This is a genomic window from Cytobacillus spongiae, from assembly GCF_021390075.1.
In genome coordinates this window covers 57,832-76,556 of record NZ_CP089998.1, presented here as the reverse complement: position 1 = coordinate 76,556, position 18,725 = coordinate 57,832, and the positions used below count along the sequence as shown (strand labels likewise).

Annotated in this window: 15 protein-coding genes; 1 reads left to right on the top strand and 14 read right to left on the bottom strand. The window is 42.5% G+C overall.

The genetic code is table 11. The features are described from left to right. Positions 1–52: 52 nt before the first annotated feature. The 14 genes from LS684_RS20835 to LS684_RS20770 all read right to left on the bottom strand — a co-directional run bounded on the left by LS684_RS20835 (position 53) and on the right by LS684_RS20770 (position 17,479). Positions 53–421, bottom strand: coding sequence for a VOC family protein (locus LS684_RS20835; protein WP_233811757.1), 369 nt, complete (start codon positions 419–421; stop codon positions 53–55). A gap of 102 nt (positions 422–523) precedes the next feature. Continuing rightward, entirely contained in the window at positions 524–1,879 is a 1,356-nt protein-coding gene (locus LS684_RS20830; protein ID WP_284701594.1) for an aspartate aminotransferase family protein, read from the bottom strand. 21 nt (positions 1,880–1,900) lie between these two features. Further along, the gene (locus LS684_RS20825) at positions 1,901–3,367 is read right to left on the bottom strand and encodes a CoA-acylating methylmalonate-semialdehyde dehydrogenase (protein ID WP_233811756.1); all 1,467 of its coding nucleotides are present in this window, start codon (positions 3,365–3,367) and stop codon (positions 1,901–1,903) included. Positions 3,368–3,512: 145 nt separating this feature from the next. After that, complete coding sequence (locus tag LS684_RS20820) at positions 3,513–5,111, bottom strand: PucR family transcriptional regulator (protein ID WP_233811755.1); 1,599 nt, start codon at positions 5,109–5,111, stop codon at positions 3,513–3,515. Positions 5,112–5,191: 80 nt separating this feature from the next. After that, positions 5,192–5,365, bottom strand: a complete 174-nt coding sequence (locus tag LS684_RS20815; protein WP_225003059.1) for a hypothetical protein — start codon at positions 5,363–5,365, stop codon at positions 5,192–5,194. 21 nt (positions 5,366–5,386) lie between these two features. Next, positions 5,387–5,650 (bottom strand): hypothetical protein, encoded by a 264-nt coding sequence (locus LS684_RS20810; RefSeq protein WP_432418838.1) that lies wholly within the window; start codon positions 5,648–5,650, stop codon positions 5,387–5,389. Then, the gene (locus tag LS684_RS20805) at positions 5,650–7,122 is read right to left on the bottom strand and encodes an NCS1 family transporter (RefSeq protein WP_233811754.1); all 1,473 of its coding nucleotides are present in this window, start codon (positions 7,120–7,122) and stop codon (positions 5,650–5,652) included. The genes LS684_RS20810 and LS684_RS20805 overlap by 1 nt, the downstream gene beginning before the upstream one ends. 128 nt (positions 7,123–7,250) lie before the next feature. Next, positions 7,251–8,678: a dihydropyrimidinase gene (gene hydA, locus LS684_RS20800; protein WP_233811753.1), complete on the bottom strand. Its 1,428-nt coding sequence runs from the start codon at positions 8,676–8,678 to the stop codon at positions 7,251–7,253. 17 nt (positions 8,679–8,695) lie between these two features. Beyond that, the gene (preA, locus tag LS684_RS20795; protein ID WP_225003056.1) at positions 8,696–9,982 is read right to left on the bottom strand and encodes an NAD-dependent dihydropyrimidine dehydrogenase subunit PreA; all 1,287 of its coding nucleotides are present in this window, start codon (positions 9,980–9,982) and stop codon (positions 8,696–8,698) included. A gap of 23 nt (positions 9,983–10,005) precedes the next feature. Then, positions 10,006–11,361: an NAD(P)-dependent oxidoreductase gene (locus LS684_RS20790; protein WP_233811752.1), complete on the bottom strand. Its 1,356-nt coding sequence runs from the start codon at positions 11,359–11,361 to the stop codon at positions 10,006–10,008. A gap of 94 nt (positions 11,362–11,455) precedes the next feature. After that, positions 11,456–12,346, bottom strand: coding sequence for a nitrilase-related carbon-nitrogen hydrolase (locus LS684_RS20785; protein WP_169215914.1), 891 nt, complete (start codon positions 12,344–12,346; stop codon positions 11,456–11,458). A 615-nt stretch (positions 12,347–12,961) separates the two neighbouring features. After that, the gene (locus tag LS684_RS20780) at positions 12,962–14,410 is read right to left on the bottom strand and encodes a carbon starvation CstA family protein (protein WP_169215915.1); all 1,449 of its coding nucleotides are present in this window, start codon (positions 14,408–14,410) and stop codon (positions 12,962–12,964) included. A gap of 279 nt (positions 14,411–14,689) precedes the next feature. After that, complete coding sequence (locus tag LS684_RS20775; protein ID WP_233811751.1) at positions 14,690–15,211, bottom strand: ankyrin repeat domain-containing protein; 522 nt, start codon at positions 15,209–15,211, stop codon at positions 14,690–14,692. Between the two features lie 99 nt (positions 15,212–15,310). After that, on the bottom strand, positions 15,311–17,479 hold the full coding sequence (locus LS684_RS20770; RefSeq protein ID WP_233811750.1) for a DNA topoisomerase III: 2,169 nt from the start codon (positions 17,477–17,479) through the stop codon (positions 15,311–15,313). A 149-nt stretch (positions 17,480–17,628) separates the two neighbouring features. Here LS684_RS20770 and LS684_RS20765 point away from each other — a divergent pair, with 149 nt between their 5' ends. Next, a complete protein-coding gene (locus tag LS684_RS20765) occupies positions 17,629–18,618 on the top strand; it encodes a YeiH family protein (protein WP_233811749.1) in 990 nt (329 codons plus the stop codon). Positions 18,619–18,725 lie beyond the last annotated feature (107 nt).

Genomic DNA, 18,725 nt, shown 5'->3' with positions numbered 1-18,725 from the left:
CACAATGAGAACATATAATGAACACCTTATTATTTATGAGGTGAGAATTATTTTAATCATATTCGAGAAATTCTAACCGATTACCGAAGGGATCAGAGACAAAAAAACGATCTCTGCCTTTGATTGGGGAATCTTCCTTTACCTTGATCCCTTTCTCAATCAGAGTTTGTCTAAGAGATGGTAAATTGGAAACAAGTATACCGGGATGTGCTTTAGTTGTAGGCATAAAATCTTTTTGTACCCCAACATGAATTTCTTGAGGGCCAATTTGGAACCAACACCCGCCTCTTCCTTTAAGGTTTTCGGGTTTCTGTATTTCCTTCAAACCGAGAATATCAGTAAAGAATGATCGGGCTTCTTCTTCACTTCCTATGGGAGCCGCGATTTGAATATGGTCAATACCTTTAAAAAGAATACTCACGAATGTTTCCCCTCCTCATTGTTCCTACCTACTATATATTACCATTAAATAGAATTTGTTTAAAAAGAAAAACATCTGCTTTGGCAGATGTTTTCCCATTAATCATGATAATTGTCCGATTCCTTCCATGACGGTTGATAATAATAGGTCCAGGTCTTTCTCTTCGATATTTAATGGAGGGGACAATGTGAGCACATTATTGTAGCCGGCTACGGTTGCTCCATTTTTCCCGATGAGCACCCCATTTTGTTTACAATATGAGATTACTGAATTTACTTTTGAAACGTCCAATGGTTCTTTCGTTTCTTTGCTTCTTACCAATTCTATCCCGATCAATAACCCTTTCCCTCTGACATTTCCAACATAGGGATGATCTTGCAGACGATTCTTCAATGTATTCAGGGCTTTTTCACCAAGCTCGGAAGATCGTTCGAATAACCTTTCGTTTTCCATGATTTCGATGTTTTTCATGGCCAGGGCACAAGCTGCCGGGTTCCCACCAAATGTATTAATGTGACGGAAGTAATCATATTCCTCAGAACCTTTGAACGCTTCATATATCTCACGCTTCACAGCTGTTGCAGACAGGGGAAGATACGCGCTGGTGATCCCCTTCGCCATCGTAATGATATCAGGCTTTACATCATAGTTCATAAATCCAAAAGGCTTACCTGTTCGCCCAAACCCGCAGATCACTTCATCGACAATCAAGAGAGCGCCATGCCTATCACATACTTCCTTCGCTGCTTTCATGTAACCGTCCTGTGGCATGAGAACTCCTCCACCAGTGATGATCGGTTCCATGATTAACGCCGCTACTGTTTCACTCAACTCCCATGTCATCGCTTGGTCTATAGCCTTTACACCGGGAAGTTCATGAGGGTGATCACCTGATGCTTCGTCCCGGTAGGAATCAGGCGGGGCAATATGGATAAATCCCGGTGCTAAAGGCTCATATTTATATTTTCTCTGTGCTTGCCCGGTTGCTGCAAGGGCCCCCATTGAGTTTCCGTGATAGCCTCTATATCTTGAAAAGATTTTATACCTGCCATGCTCCCCATTTTGCTGGTGATACTGCCTGGCAATCTTAAAGGCGGTTTCATTGGCTTCAGATCCACTGTTAGAGAAGAAAATGACATACTCATCACCAAGCAATTGGTTTAATTTCTCCGCAAGCTCAATCGCCGGCTGATGACTTTGTGTCAGTGGAAAATAAGCCATCTTTTTTAGCTGTTCATAGGCAGCCTCTGCTAACTCCTGTCGACCGTAACCAATATTCACACACCAAAGTCCTGCCATGCCATCCAGAAATCTTTGACCATCTTTGTCCGTTATCCACGAGCCGCTTGACTCCTTTACAACCATTGTTGCATCAGGATTGTATGGTTTCATGGAATGCCAAAGGAGCTTCTCATCATTCTTTAACCATAAATCTTGAGATTGACCTGCTTTCACCATGAAGGTTCCTCCTAACTCTGATTAAAAATCAAATCGAGAAGTGATCATTTTCTTCCTAGTATAGAAATTTACTCCATCTTTACCATTAACATGCATATCACCGTAGAAAGAATCTTTCCACCCTGAGAACGGGAAGAACGCCATCGTTGCCGGAACCCCGACATTAATACCGAGCATTCCAGCATCAGCTTCTTCTCTGAACTGTCTGACTGCCTTTGCATCTTTCGTGTAAATCGTTGCGCCATTCCCATATCTGGATTGACGGATGTACTCCAGTCCTTCTTCCAGATCCTTGGCTCTCAAAAGACTAAGGATTGGAGCGAACATTTCTTCTTTTGCAATGGTCATCTCGGGTGAAACATGGTCAAAGATGGTGGCACCCAGAAAGTTCCCTTCCTTGAATTCGTCCATTTCTTTTCGTCCATCCCTTATGAGAGACGCACCTTCTTTAAGGCCTTTTTCGATATACCCTAGTGTTTTTTCCCGATGTTCTTTTCGAATGACTGGAGTCAGAAGGACTTCTTCGTCCATCCCGTTCCCCATGCATAGTTCGTCTGCTTTTTTATTCAAGGCCTTGATAAAGGGCTCATTATCGCCTACAACCACCACTGCACTGCACGCCATACAACGTTGCCCCGCACTACCGAACGCTGAACTGATAATATGATCAGCCGCTTTATTCATGTCCGCATCAGGCATGACGACATGATGGTTCTTCGCTCCAGATAATGCCTGAACCCTTTTTCCTTGAGAGGCAGCCTGCTGGTAAACATACTTAGCCACCGGTTGGGATCCTACAAACGAAATGGCCGCGATATCGTTATGCTCAATCAGTCCATTTACCACACCATGAGCGCCATGTACAACATTTAATACGCCGTGCGGCATACCAGCATCTGTAAGTAACTCTGCCAGTCTATTGGCTAAAATCGGAGTTCTCTCAGACGGTTTCAAAACGAATGTATTACCACACGCGATTGCCAGGGGAAACATCCAAAGAGGTACCATCATCGGAAAATTAAAAGGAGTGATCCCCCCCACTACACCCAGTGGATAACGGAACATTTCTGAATCTATGTCTTCTGCAATCCCACTTAACGTTTCACCCATCATGAGGGTAGGAGCCCCACATGCGAATTCCACGCATTCAAGCCCACGCTGCACCTCTCCATACGCCTCTTTAAAGGATTTACCATTTTCCTGTACAACAAGTTTCGCCAGCTCCTCATGATTGTCAGAAAGCAGGGAATGGTATTTATATAAAATACGAGCCCGCTTTGGAACAGGAGTCTTCTTCCAGGTAAGGGATGCTTCTTTCGCTGCTTTCACCGCCCTTGCAACGTCTTCTTTGGTAGAAATCGGCACTCTTGCAATTTCTTCATTCGTAGCCGGATTCAAAACTTCTAATGTTTGTGAGCTAAGGGAATCAACCCACTCACCACCAATATAATTCTTTAATACTGCCACATCTTTTTTTATGATCGTCATTTTAAGTTCCTCCTTCTAATTAATGGATTTGCACTTGATGTATTGAACCTGTCGCATCCCTATAATTTCATTATGAAAGAAATTGGTAGTGCTTTCATTAGACAATGTGTAAAAGAACCTTCCTCATGAAATGGACATTATTTTATTAATTGATCTTCAGCTTTTTCACCGAGGTTACTGGCTGCAAATAATCATGGGCTGCCAACAGAAATTCAATGGCCACGCGCCTGTCGGAAGTCATAAAATCTTCTCCAAGTAGATCTTCAATTTTCTTCAAACGATGGTAGAGCGTTTGTCTTACAATAAATAATTGTTTGGATGTTTCCTGTTTAGAACCTTGACAGGCAAGGAAAACCTTCAACGTCTGTACTAAATTCCCATCATGGTCTCGGTCATAATCGAGGAGTGGTGAAAGGTATTCTTCAATCATTTCCCCAAGATTAACATTGTTGCTTACAATGGAGATCAATCTGTACAGATGCAATTCATCAAAGAAAATAAAGGATTTAGAAGCATCGATCTTTGACTGGAACATTAGGCTGTCTTTCGCAGTTTCATAGCTTTTATAGATATCCATTGTCTCTTCCTGGTATTTGCCTGTCGCAAAAACAGTATGTGTTGCCTCTTTAAAGAAGTCAGATTGCAGCAGCTTATTGTAGGCAGAGGTGGCTCTTGCCTTCCAATCCCCTGTCCTCCTTGTATCAAGAAGAATGAACACGAGATTATTTCCCACTCTTTCAGGTAATACATGAAAGCCTAGCTGTTCAAAAATGCTCCTGGTTACAAGGTTAAAATAAGTCAAATCGATGGGTTCTTGTTCAATCAGCTTATTCGTCCGGCAAATACATACGACGCCTCCGTAGATTGACAGTTTTAAATCATCCAGAAATATGGAGAGTCTATCGTAAGACTGTTCTCCTTTTAGCCAGGTGGTGATCCACTTTGAATCTTCCTGTCGTTTTTGCTCATTAAAGTACAATTCTCTCATTAAAAATTGGGCCAATGCCGTTGAAGTTCTGTCTAATATGAGAAGTTCATATTCACTAAAAGGATGATCGCTTCGATAAATGCCTAGTTGTGCATATTCCTGATCAAATAAAATTACCTTGGCCGTAGCAATATGATTGTTGGACCTTCCAGGACTGATATAACTTTTTCGTATCTTCTCTTCTTCCGGAGGGCAAAGAGGTGGGTATATTTCAGCCTCCTGTTCCTTCAATTGAAAAAGGACCGGTACTGAAAGCTCCTTATGTAATACATGAAGGATTTCTTTATAATGCTTGACGCAGAGCAGCTTCTTATTTAACTCCTGTGCGTAAAAATCCAGCTTTTTGATCATGTCATATTGTTGATTGATTAAAACAGAGTGTATATCCTGCGTAATACTGACAAATGGTACTTCCTTCTGGAAGACAATGATTGGAAAATCAAATGCATCTGCACATTTCAAAACAGACATTGGTATAGTGGAAATATTGGTGTCCAGTTCAATACAAATGGCGGCTGCGTCCGTTTCGATCAGTTGTTCCAGGAGAGATAGAAAGGGCTCTTCTTCCTTCAGGGCCATCCCTGTAGTTAGAATCATCTCATGTCCATTGAGTAGATTCTTTATGGATGTCACCTCGACAACATGAACCCACTTCACCTGTCGGCTGAGTCCATTAAGGCCGGCAATCACTTTAGCATGCTCAAAATATCTTCTGCCTAGAATATCTTCTACCGATAAATAGTAATTACTTTTCATGCTTCGCTCCTTATGGTTTGCCATGGAAAAATGGAGAAAAAGGATTGGAGTGACCAATCCTTTTTTCCTTTTATTCTTATTTAGGAGACCGCAAACTGAATCTCTTCATTCCACCAACTCAATAGGTCCTCATCTGAAAGTTGATGGGAAGATAAGACGGATAACACCCAATCGATTAACTCTTCAGACGTTTGCAGATTTCGAGGTAAGAGTGGAAGTTCCTTTCCCTCACACGGTTCATTCACATCACTCATCCAAGACTCCCCTTTCAACCCTTACTTCTCCAGCAGCAGGTTGGAAAAATATTTTCTTGCATTTGCCGTTTTCACATGGAGGGTTGCCCTTCTTTTGTTTTCCTTATGCTTGAAAAGAACGAATGCCCCACTCAGGTTCTCCGTGATGTTTTCAATTTTGAACCCTTTTTGAATGAGAAAATCAATTTTATCCCGTTCGCTTAAGAACTCTTGATAATCGGACATGACGACACCCTTTCCACCATTTCTTCTAATACGACCTGAAACGTTTTGTTCTGAATACATTAAGAAAAACTTGTGCCGGTTGGAGATCCTTCAGTGACCATGACATCTTCTTCAACTTCAATTTCCCAGTCACGCCCTACAGACAAACCAAGATACTTCTCATCACTCGGATCCAGCAGTTCTGCCTGTTCGAATTTCTTGAACCACCAGAATTTCGCTAATACATAGTAAGAAAGGGCCCCAACCCCGAAGCCGACTAAGAAGGAGAAATTGGGAACGTAATAGGAAGCCACTCCTCCCAAGATCCATGAAATGAACCCAGCCAGGTTGACTCCGTTCATATACTTAAACTGTCCTTTATCCTCATATAATGCAGGCACATTCACTCTTCGTTTCCGGATGAAATAATAGTCTGCTATCAAAATCCCCACGATTGCAGACAGAATTCCTCCCACAAAAAGAAGGACAGGGATGATGATCCCGAATAAATTCCACGGTTGGACGATCGTACCTACAATACCGGCCGTAACGACACCTGCCCAAAATGGAAATTTAGGACCTCCCACATTAGAGAAGATCGTTGCCGCCGGTACAATATTTGCAGCAATATTCGTAGACCATTGAGCAAGGACAATCATTAGGAGCAGGATCCCTAAAATGAATCCGCTCGCTGCTTCCTGCAGAGCGACAACAGGATCATAGTTTAAAACGGCAATGTATGATATCCCCCCGATCAGCACCATGAATGCCTGGGTAATAGGAAGGGCTATAAGATTACCAATCAATGAGCTTTTGTTTCTTTTAAACCAGTTCCGCTCATTTTTGGGGGCCTTCATGAATCGTGAGATGGACGGGATGTCAGCTGATAGCGTTGCCCAAAACCCCATATTACTAAAGATGACCACCAGGAAGGCTGTAAATGTAGCGGCGCCCGTTACCGGACTTTCAACCCAACTCCAAATGTCTCTCCCTTGAGAAGCAGCTGACTCGGACAGGGAAGAATACATCCATACAGAAATAAGAATAATGACCGGTGCCGCCAGGTCTGCAAAACGCTCCACCGCTTTTATGCCGAGGGCTGTATTCACCAATTGCAGTACCGCAAAGATCAGGAAACAAACAAACCAGTTATCGAAACCAGATAAAATATTTAAAATACCGTTCATTGCAGTTGCCCCGAAATAGGTGTTTATGCCAAACCACATCGATGCAGCCAGACCACGTACAATTGAAGGGATATGTGTTCCAATCGTTCCAAACGGAGCCCTCATATATACCGGGAAGGAAACTCCATGCTCAATTCCGATATCTCCCGTCAATGTAATGAACAGTCCGATGGCAAGTGACCCGATGATGGTGGCAAGCACAACAAGCGGCAAGGGTAAAGAAACGACTCCTGCTCCACCGATGGCGAAGGTTGCAAGGACCACTACCATCCCTACCCACATAAATGAATAACCCAGCTTGGTGATTTTTCTTTCACTTTCTTTAATCGGTAATAAATCTGGAGATTTCAAATAGCTCTTTTTCAACACGAACACCCCTTATTTGTTTGCTTCGAATGGCAAATCCTTTTCTTTATAAGAGAGGCAAGAAGAAGGAGATACCCTTCTTCTGGCAGGAGTGGTTCTATTATTTGGGTGCATGGCTACCATATTTACTATGACTTTGAAGATTGAAATGCTTCACTCTCTTCATTCAGAAGAAGCTTACCGTATTTCGCTCTCTTAATATACATTCCTGTTCCAAGCTTGCCTACGAACTGTTTGTCTTTAATGACATATTTACCCCTCGATAATACTGAAACAGGTTCTCCCTTGATCTTCATACCCTCAAACGGGTTATAATCTGCTGCCATATGATGGGTTGCAGCAGAGATCACTCTTTCAGAATCTGGATCAAAAATGACCAGATCTGCATCTGAACCTACTGCTATGGTTCCTTTCTGAGGGTACAGTCCAAACAGCTTTGCACTGCGCGTAGACATGATATCAACGAACTGGTTTAAACTTATCCGCCCTTTTTCAACTCCTTCTGAGAATAATATAGATACACGGTCCTCAATGATGGGTCCGCCATTCGGAATTTTAGTGAAATCTTCTTTGCCAAGATCCTTTTGGCCAGCAAAATCAAACGAGCATTGATCGGATCCCAATGTTTGCAACTGACCGCTCTTCAAGGCGTTCCACAGTACTTCTTGATGCCACTTCTCACGGAGGGGCGGAGACCAAACATATTTAGCCCCTTCGAAGTTTGGACGTTCCAAATAGGTCTGATCAAGTACCAGATATTGAGGGCAGGTCTCTCCCCAAACATTCAACCCTTTGCTTCTGGCCGCAGAAATTTGCTCCACGGCTTCTGAGCAGGACACATGTACAACGTATAATTGAGAGTCTGCCAACCCGGTAAGTTTAGCTGCTCGCCCAGTTGCTTCCCCTTCGAGCTCAGGCGGTCTCGTCAACGCGTGAAAAATTGGTTCAGTTTTGCCTTCAGCCAATGCTTTTTCAGTTAAATACTCAATTACATCGCCATTCTCTGCATGCACCATGACGAGTGCTCCCAATTCCTTAGCAGCAATCAATGTTCTGAACAGCGTTTCATCGTCTGCCTGGAAGACGTTTTTATATGCCATAAAAACTTTGAAAGAGGTTATTCCCTCCTTATCTATTACTTCAGGTAGCTGAGAGAGGACTTCATGATTGATTTCCCCGATCATCAGATGAAAACTGTAATCGATCACAGCCTTATCTCTGGACTTTGCATGCCAGGTATCTATGGCGTTCTGAAGCGGCTCTCCCTTATTGGTCAGGCAGAAATCTATCAGTGTCGTCGTACCTCCAAATGCTGCAGCAATGGTTCCAGTCTCAAAGTCATCTTTTGATACCGTTCCCCCGAATGGCATTTCCAAATGCGTATGGGGATCAATCCCTCCTGGAAAGATATATTTCCCTTTCGCATCGATGACTTCTGCATTTGAAACTTCAAATTCTTTCCCAATGGCTGCAATTTTTCCCTGTTGTATTAAAATATCCGCTTTATATGTGTCGGTAGCTGTCACAATCGTTCCATTTTGAATGATTTTATCCATTTTTTGTACCTCCAGACTTATTTCACTGCATTTTCTCTAGCGCCGGATACATTTGCGACTGCAGCCTGACGCTCATTCCAGGTCATCGGCATATGACCGCTTGGAACTTCAATCATGTCGATGGCTCCATCAACCGGGCATACAATCGAGCATAAATTGCATCCTACACAATCCTCTTCCCTTACTTTAAGGTAGCTGTTTCCTTTTGGATCTTTCAGCATGTCGATGCATTGATGGGATGTATCTTCACAGGCTATATGACACTTATTACAGTTAATGCAAACATCCGGATTGATTTTGGCCACAACACTATAATTCAGATCAAGGTTACCCCAGTCTGAAAATTTCGGCACTGATTTCCCTACGATATCCTTAACAGAAGCGATCCCTTTATCATCCAGATAATTATTCAGTCCATCCAGCATATCCTCGACGATTCTAAAACCGTGATGCATGGCAGCAGTACAGACTTGGACCCCGGAAGCCCCCATGAGCATAAATTCGACGGCATCCTGCCAATTGGATACTCCGCCCATTCCTGAAATCGGTACATTGATTCGCGGATTCCTTGCACATTCTGCAACCATGTTCAATGAAATCGGCTTCACTGCAGGTCCACAATATCCTCCATGAGCCCCTTTCCCGGCAACATGGGGTATGGTATTCCAAGAATCCAGGTCTACACCTGCTAGGCTGTTAATGGTATTGATCATGCTGACGGCGTCTGCACCACCCCGGACAGCTGCTTCAGCAGTGACCGTAATGTCTGTGATATTCGGTGTCAGCTTTACGATTACCGGTGTCTTAGCCGCCTCCTTCGCCCAAAAGGTTTGCTTTTCGACTAATTCCGGTACTTGACCTGATGCAGATCCCATTCCCCTTTCAGCCATTCCATGGGGACATCCGAAATTCAGCTCAAGTCCATCCACGCCTACATCTTCAACCTTCTTCACTATTTCATGCCATTTTTCCTGTTTGGGTTCTACCATCAATGATGCAATGATGGCATGATTAGGAAAACGCTTCTTCGTCTCATATATTTCCTTTAAATTCACTTCAAGAGGTCGATCGGTTATAAGTTCGATATTGTTGAACCCGGCTACTTTTTGTCCATTAAAGCTGACAGCCGCGAATCTTGAAGATACATTAATGATCGGCTCCCCCAATGTCTTCCAAACTGCACCGCCCCAGCCTGCCTCGAAGGCTCTTTGAACCTGGTAGCCTGAGTTCGTTGGCGGAGCTGACGCCAACCAAAAAGGATTAGGTGATTTTATCCCTGCTAAATCAATACTTAAATTTGCCATGACTTTCCCCCCTTAAGACAATGTTAATTCATTTGAACGTTAGACAATTGTTCATGTAAATGATAGGCTGCCTGCTTCCCCTGTTCTGCAGCTGTAACGACCATCGCTTCTCCGATACCTTTACCAAAAACAATATCACCACAGGCGAAGATCTTTGGATTAGATGTTTGAAAGGTTTCCTGATTCACTTTTACTACCCCGTCGAAATGGTCTAAACCGAATTGTTCAATCAGTGATAGATGCCTTGTCTGGCCGATTGCCTTAATGACCGCATCCACTGGCAGGGTGAATTGGGAGTCCTCTACAGGAATGGGACGCCTTCTCCCATCTCCACCTGGCTCACCTAATTCCATCTTGATGCATTCGATCCCGGTCACTTCCCCTGCATCATTTCCGATGATTCTTTGAGGTGCCGTAAGCCAGCGGAATTCTACTCCATCCTGTTTGGCGAACTCGTATTCAAAATCATAAGCCGTCATTTCTTCCTGAGTACGGCGGTATAAAATCTTCACATTTTCCGCACCTAGGCGCACGGAACAAGTTGCTCCATCAATGGCCGTATTCCCGGCCCCTATCACTGCCACTTTTTTGCCTACGTAGTCTTTAGTGAGTTCGCCACCCTTAGTTGCCTTGACAAATTCAATTGCGTCATGGACACCCTTTAATTGTTCCCCTTCAATATTCAGTGCGGGAACATGGGACATCCCTGCTGCCAGGATGACAAAATCATGTGACTCCAGAATGTCATCAGCAGATATATCCTGCCCCACCTTCACACCGGTTCGGATATCGACATTTAATTTTTTCACCTGTTCCACTTCCCAATAAGAAATGGACTGAGGCAGGCGGAAAGATACGATGCCATACGTATTTAATCCTCCAGCTTCCTTTTCCGCCTCATAAATTGTCACTTCATAACCCAAGCGTGCAAGTTCCCTTGCTGCTGACAGACCTGCTGGCCCCCCGCCGATAATGCCTACTTTCCTTCCATTTGGCTCACCAGCTTCAAAAAGGACACTATCATTGTGTCTTGCCCAGTCAGTTGCATAACGCTGAAGGTCGCCGATCATAATGGGTTTGGTGGAATGATTCAACACACAAGCTCCTTCACAAAGCTCTTCAGTCGGACAGACACGTGAACAGCTTGCACCTACAGGATTTGCCGACATAATGGTCTTCGCCGATCCCTTCAAGTTCCCTGATGCGATTTTTTTAATAAATGAAGGTATATCAATGCTTGTCGGACATGCCTGAATACATGGTGCATCATAACAATACAAACAGCGGTTTGCTTCCTCCACCGCTTCCTTATTGCTTAACCCTTCATGTGCTTCAAGAAAATTCTTCTCAAGATTGAGTAATGAAAGTGTATTAGACAAACTGGCTTCCCCCTCTTCATTTCCTGTTTTTCCAACACGATCCGATTCAACACCCAAGGGCTGACAATGATGATTGATCGTCAGCCTCTATAATCTAAGGAAGTAAAGCGGTCATATCGTTATACGTTTCCGGCCTGCGGTCACGATAAAACTGCCACGTATCGCGAACTTCACGTAAAAGCTTTTTATTCATTTCTCCTATGATGACTTCATCATGGTCTCTGCTACCAATGGAAACAAAGCTGCCTCTTGGGTCTACCAGGTAAGATTGTCCGTAAAATTCCCCCATGTTCCACGGACCTTCATACCCTACACGGTTGATCGCTCCTAAATAATATCCGTTTGCCACTGCATGAGCCGGCTGTTCAAGTTTCCATAAGTACTCAGACAACCCTGCTACTGTAGCAGATGGATTGAATACAATTTCAGCACCTTTCAATCCTAAAAGACGGGCCCCTTCAGGGAAATGACGGTCATAACAAATATAAACCCCCACTTTTGCATAAGCCGTATCAAAAACCGGATATCCAAGGTTGCCTGGTTTAAAGTAATATTTCTCCCAGAATCCGTAGCCTTCTTCCCCGACCCCGACATGTGGAATATGCTGTTTTCGATACTTTCCAAGATAGGATCCATCTGCATCGATGACGGCTGCCGTATTATAGTAAGTAGCAATCCCTTCACGTTCATAGATTGGGAGGACGATGACGACGCCCAGCTCTTTGGCTAATGCCTGAAACTGTCTGGTTGTGGGACCGTTGGGAATTTCTTCAGCAGAATCATACCACTTGGGATTTTGTTCTGAGCAAAAGTAAGGACCATAGAATATCTCCTGAAGGCAAATGATTTGAGCTCCTTTTTTTGCTGCATCCCTTACCAGCTCTACGTGTTTTTTAATTGCCTGCTCTTTGTGGACATCAACAGCTTCGCTTCCATCAACATCATGAGAAGCTTGAATAAGTCCGATTTTCACTAAATCTGACATTTTCATTTCCCCCTACACAAATAGAATTATTAAAATAGTAAGCGCTTTCATTATTTTTTAATTCATTTGTCCACACTCACTAGTTTTCAAAAGACGGAGTAAAAAAATCTGAATTTTAAGTATTTTCACTTAATTTTAACTTGTACTTTTACATAATGCACTATACAATCTGTAACTCTAATCCCGTAACGCATTTGTCAATATGTACATCCAAATCTCAATCATCCTTATCTGAAAGAATGCTTGTTTCTATTAAAATAGCATATGGGAAATACGAAATTTGTAGAATGATTTGTTTTAATCTTTCAAAAATTCAGTTTTTATTCGACAAAAACTGAAAATCCATTGACGCTTTTCACAGGTTATTCCTTAAAATTAAAATTGATCGGTTTCTCATACCGATGTCGATCCGTACGATCCACATGTCACTGGTTTACTGCAGGAGTTTCGCCCCCCGCTCCAATGAACAGCTAGAATAGGGAGAAAACCAAATTTTGCTCAAACAAAACCAATTAAAAATCCGAACAATCATTCGATTTTTCAATTGAATGATTGTTCGGATTGATCTTCGACTAAAACACTTCTGTGTCCCAGTCTCTATTCTGTTGCTAATCGTTATGAACTGACCGACTTCACCTCTAATGATTGTTGTCTCTTCGGGTTGTATTTTATCACTTGAAGGACAAACCAAGCCAAGACAGCCAACCAGATGATGGAACCGATCAGCATCGCTGTGGAATAAGGCAAACCAAAACCTTCTGGAGCATAAAAGATATACGAACTAACAACTCCTGTCATAAATAATGCAGGAATACTGCAGATCCAGTGAAACCTTGCCTGCTGCAGCAAATAGATTGCAGCAGTCCACAACATGACAGTGGCAACTACCTGATTGGACCAGCCTACATATCTCCATAGGAAAGTATAGTCTATTTGTGTAAGTAAAAATGTCGGGATTGCCACAGGGAAGACTAGGAATATTGGCGTCCATTTCCCGTCAAATTCCTTCTTCCGGAAATCTTTCATCAAATCAGCCAGCATCATTCTTGAAGATCTCAACGCCGTATCCCCTGTTGTAATTGGAAGGACAATGACCCCCAGGACTGCCAGCACTCCACCTAAAGTACCCAAAGTCGTTTTGCTGATCTCATTGACCACTCCGGCAGGTCCTCCAGCGGCCAATGCTTCTTGAAGACCACCTGTTCCATTGAAGAATGCCATTCCTGCAGCAGCCCATATTAATGCAATGATCCCTTCGGCGACCATTGCACCATAGAATACTTTCCTGCCTTCACTTTCTCTTTTCAATGTTCTTGCTAAGATGGGACTTTGAGTGGAATGGAATCCTGAAATCGCTCCACATGATACAGTCACCATCAGCAGTGGCCAAAGGGGCAATTCATTTGGATGCAAATTTTCAAATGTTAAATTCGGTACGGGATGCTCAAAAAAGAATAAACCGATTCCGATTGATACCGCCATAAAGATCAGGATGGCTCCAAAGAACGGATAAATCCTACCAATGATCTTATTGATCGGTAAGACAGTCGCAATAAGAAAATATGTAAAAATAATGACAAGGGATGTCATAAAATTAAGTGGTGTCACCTCTGCCATCAGCTGAGCAGGGCCCGATGTAAAAGCTGCCGCTACGAGTACCATGAGGACAATCGATAAAATGTTCATTGAAGATTGGACCGGCTTCCCCAAGTATTTTCCAACGATCGATGGAAATTGAGCGCCATTATGTCTAAGGGACAACATTCCTGAAAAGTAATCATGAACCGCTCCGGCAAACAGTGTACCAATCACAATCCATATAAATGCTACCGGTCCATACAGAGCTCCTAAAATAGCACCGAAGATCGGTCCTAACCCTGCAATGTTCAATAATTGAACCAGGCTTGCTCTCCACCAGCTCATAGGCATGTAATCCATACCGTCTTTCTTGGTGTATGCAGGTGTCACATTTGAATCATCAATACCGAAAATCTTCTCTACCACCTTTGAATAAATGAAATAGCCTGCTACTAAAATACAGATGGATGCAAGAAATGTTAGCATCACGATGTCCTCCCTTCAGTAATTGAATTTAACGTTTATTCTAATACGGGAACCGACAAATAACAACAGAATTTTCTAAAAATATTTTTTATTCCGAATAAAACAAATTCCAATCTACTGCATCAAGCCTTGATGAACAAACAATGGAAGGGATTTCATCAACCGGGGAGAACGTTGATTTTTTATCGCCTTGACTCTCAAATGTTGTTCCTTCCAGGCTTGATCAATCCTAATAAAAAAGCGCCCCTCTTATGTGAGTCGCGCTCCAAGAAAAGCAACTTATTGAACTTTTCCCTTTAAAAATTCTTTATGAGCTTTAAGAAATTCTTTATTGTTCTTCTCCCTTGCAATCTCCAAAGGAGACCGTTCACTTCCTGGATGATTCTCTTGATTTCCTCCATGAGCCAGCAGTAGAGAAGCGATTTCTTCACTTCCGCCGAAGGCAGCAATATGTAAAGGGGTGTAACCGGATGAATCAGGTTGATCTACGTTCGCTCCTTGATCTAATAAGAACTCTACCAGCTCCCTGGATGCCTTACCAGCAATTCCGGCATGCAAGGCCGTATTAGAGGGAATACAGGCAACTTTTGAATTTGACACAGAATGAATGTCTGCCCCAAAATTCAATAATACTTGGACAATTTCAAGTTGGCCATTATGGGCGGCAACCCCTAAAGCCGTTAGCCCCAATTCATTTTCTGCATTGCACAGATTCGTGTCATTTCTTAAAGACTTTTCTACTGCCGCCATGTCTCCTCTTTCTATGAATGCAAAGAATTCTACAATTGATGGAGAAGTCACCCTGCTCACCTCTTTCTTATAATTAAAAATATTCTATCAATTTAAATAAAAAAAAGATAGGGAGAAATCCCAAAAAAGGAAATCCTCCCTATCATTATATTATTGATCCAATTTCAATTTGGCTAAAGCATCGGCCAATGCGGTATTGACTGGCTCTTCTTTTTGCTGTGTTTTCAGATATTTATTTACATCCCGTTTTGTTGCTTTACTATTCTTTTCTTTTTTTCTTCGATCATTGAAGGTTGACAGTTTTTCCCTATGCCCACATACACACGTGAACATTTGTCCTTCTCCTTCCCCTCTTAAGTCCAGGCGTTTATGGCAGTTCGGACAGCGTGCATTCGTTTTTTTACTGATATGTTTCCGGTGACCGCATTCCCGGTCTTGACAGACCAATTTCTTGCCATGCTTGTTTTTAATCTCCAGCATTAGATTTCCACAGTCGGGACATTTCGTACCCGTTAGATTGTCATGGGAGAATTTCTTTGTGGAATTCTTAATTTCACTGACAGATTTCTTTGTGTAATCCTTGATTTCTTTCAAAAATGCTGTTTTATTTAGGGTGCCGTTTGCGATTTGCTCTAGCTTTTGCTCCCATTCTGCTGTAAGGGTCGGTGATTGTAATTCTTCAGGCGCTAAATCCAATAACTGCTTCCCTTTTGAAGTGATGTGAATTTCTTTTCCTCTTGACTCGATAACCCCTGAATTATAGAGTTTTTCGATGATATCTGCTCTTGTCGCGACTGTTCCGAGACCTCCCGCTTCGTGTATCGTTTCAAGAAGTTCTTTACTGCTTTCTTTCATGAACCTTTTTGGGTTCTCCATGGCAGATAAGAGGCTTCCCTCGTTGAAGCGGCCCGGGGGGCTTGTATGGCCTTCTGTTTCTTTCACAGACAGTATACGATACGTATCCCCTTTTTCCATTTTTGCTACTAGTTGATCTTTCTCTGAATCAAAGTCATATACTTCTTTCCAGCCCATTTCAACTATCCGCTTCCCTTTCGTTTGAAACATTTCCTTACCCAAAGATGCTTCTACAGTGGTTTGTTCATACTGATAAGGAGGAAAGAAAACGGCCAGGAATCGTTTGACGATCAAATCATAGATTTTCCCTTCACGATCTTGTAAACGTTGCAATGATGGTGTCTCTTCCGTTGGAATGATGGCATGGTGATCCGTCACCTTTTGATCATCTACATAAGCTTTAGATAGCTTTACTGAGCCTTGTAATGCAGTATGGGCCATCTTACGATAAGGCTGTACATTCACAGCTTTTAACCTGTCACTCAGTGTCGCGACCATATCACTGGATAAATGTTTACTGTCTGTTCTAGGATAAGTGATCAACTTGTGCTGCTCGTACAATTTCTGCATAACGGACAGAGTTTCTTTGGCAGAAAAGCCAAAGAACTTATGAGCATCCCTTTGAAGTTCAGTCAGATCATATAAAGAAGGGGCAAAATTTTTCTTTAATGATTTTTTAACGGACTGTATCGTAAGTTCATCTTTATCTTTCAGAGATTCCATAACCTTCTTGATTTCTTCTTTAGAAAAAGTCTTCGTATCACTATTCTTCTTATTGGTCCAAATAAACCCACCACGCTCTGTTACGGCATGAATGCCATAAAAAGGCTGTGGTTTGAAGTTTCTGATCTCTTCTTCCCTTTGAGCAATGATGCTTAAAGTGGGGGTTTGTACTCGTCCGCATGATAGCTGTGCATTATGTTTTGTTGTCAAAGCCCTGGTGGCATTCATCCCCACATACCAATCTGCCTCAGACCTTGACTGGGCGGCAGCATAAAGATTTTCGTATTTTTTTGCATCTTCCAGTCTACTGAACCCATCTTTAATTGCTTTGTCTGTAACGGATGAAATCCATAACCGCTTCAATGGTTTGTTTACTCTCGCTTTCTCGATGATCCAGCGGGCAACAAGCTCCCCTTCCCTTCCTGCATCTGTTGCAATGACAATTTCTTTTACATCGGGACGGTTCATTTGTGTTTTGACTGCATTAAACTGCTTACCTGTTTTTTTAATGACTACCAGATTCAGGGATGGAGGAAGCATAGGCAGGTCCTCAAGGTTCCATGACTTATATCTTTCATCATACCTTTCAGGCTCCGCTAATGTTACAAGATGTCCAAGGGCCCAGGTGACAATATATTCGCTTCCTTCTAAATATCCGTTTCCTTTTTTTGTACAATGGAGAACTCTGGCAATATCTCTTCCTACAGAAGGCTTTTCTGCCAGAACTAATATCTTTTTCATAAAAAAAATCCTTTCAATACTGGGTGTTTTGTTTTTTAACCATTCTATTTTAACATACAATAAAATGATTAGTGCTTATGAGTTCACGTTTCTAAGGGGTTATACTATACTTATGACTAGTTGATTTTTCATAAAGGAGCTATTGGACATTGCAGCATGACTTACATAAAAGGTCCTTTCTTCCCAGAGAAGCTTGGGGCATTATCATCATTGTATTAATCAGTTTATTATCTAAAGGTTTAGGATCACTCTTCCCTCTCGTCGGCAGTATGCTGTTTGCCATATTAATCGGAGTCCTTCTCCAAAATACCGTCAGCATTCCATCCACATTTAATCCTGGTATACATTTCACCCTTAAAACCCTCTTGAAAGTGGCGATTGTATTTCTAGGGGTGGGGTTGAGCTTATTTGATATCCTTCATATCGGACAAAGGGCATTATGGGTGATATTTCTTTCGGTTTCCTTGGGGATCACTGTGACGTATTTCGTGGGTAAATGGCTTGGAGTCGATAGACGACTGAGCTTATTGATCGGGATCGGCACAAGCATTTGCGGTGCCACTGCCATTTCAGCTGTTAAAGGAATTATCGGGGCCAGAGAAAATGAAACTGCGTATGCATTATCGACCATTGTATTCTTTAATCTGATTGCTTTTATCACTTACCCTTTCATTGGCCACCTCCTCAATATGACTGAATTATCGTTCGGTATTTGGGCGGGTACATCTGTGCATGACACATCATCAGCCGTGGCAGTAGGTTATGCATTTGGGGATGAAGCAGGAGATGTTGCTACAACGGTCAAGCTCGCACGCACATTATTTTTGATCCCTGTTATGTTTTGTTTACCCTTTATCCTAAGAAGCGGAACTGATGGTGAATCGCAATACTTAAAGGCATTCCCTTGGTTTGTTTTCTTATTTTTGGGGGTCTCCGTACTCCATACTATTGGATGGATTCCAGTAATGATCGAAACGTACATGAAAACCATTTCCAAATTCTTGATCATCATGGTGATGGCGGCTGTCGGTCTGCAAGTGAGAATACGAGACCTTGTCAGGTTGGGGTTCAAACCTATACTGACGGGTCTGATTGCATCCCTTACCTGTGCTGTCATAAGTTTATACCTTATTCTCTGATACCTTCCCTTTGCTGGGTTCTACAAATAAAAAAAGAGCATCTTTCTAGATGCTCCTTGTACTGATTCCCATCCCTTATGCACTAATTGTTTTAAACCAAGAAGAAG

Bases quoted from the DNA above. Each gene is read 5' to 3' on its own strand.
- LS684_RS20830 (WP_284701594.1), bottom strand. From the start codon at position 1,879: ATGGTGAAAGCAGGTCAATCTCAAGATTTATGGTTAAAGAATGATGAG.
- LS684_RS20825 (WP_233811756.1), bottom strand. From the start codon at position 3,367: ATGACGATCATAAAAAAAGATGTGGCAGTATTAAAGAATTATATTGGT.
- LS684_RS20820 (WP_233811755.1), bottom strand. From the start codon at position 5,111: ATGAAAAGTAATTACTATTTATCGGTAGAAGATATTCTAGGCAGAAGA.
- LS684_RS20815 (WP_225003059.1), bottom strand. From the start codon at position 5,365: ATGAGTGATGTGAATGAACCGTGTGAGGGAAAGGAACTTCCACTCTTA.
- LS684_RS20810 (WP_432418838.1), bottom strand. From the start codon at position 5,650: ATGTATTCAGAACAAAACGTTTCAGGTCGTATTAGAAGAAATGGTGGA.
- hydA (WP_233811753.1), bottom strand. From the start codon at position 8,678: ATGGATAAAATCATTCAAAATGGAACGATTGTGACAGCTACCGACACA.
- preA (WP_225003056.1), bottom strand. From the start codon at position 9,982: ATGGCAAATTTAAGTATTGATTTAGCAGGGATAAAATCACCTAATCCT.
- LS684_RS20785 (WP_169215914.1), bottom strand. From the start codon at position 12,346: ATGTCAGATTTAGTGAAAATCGGACTTATTCAAGCTTCTCATGATGTT.
- LS684_RS20780 (WP_169215915.1), bottom strand. From the start codon at position 14,410: ATGCTAACATTTCTTGCATCCATCTGTATTTTAGTAGCAGGCTATTTC.
- LS684_RS20770 (WP_233811750.1), bottom strand. From the start codon at position 17,479: ATGAAAAAGATATTAGTTCTGGCAGAAAAGCCTTCTGTAGGAAGAGAT.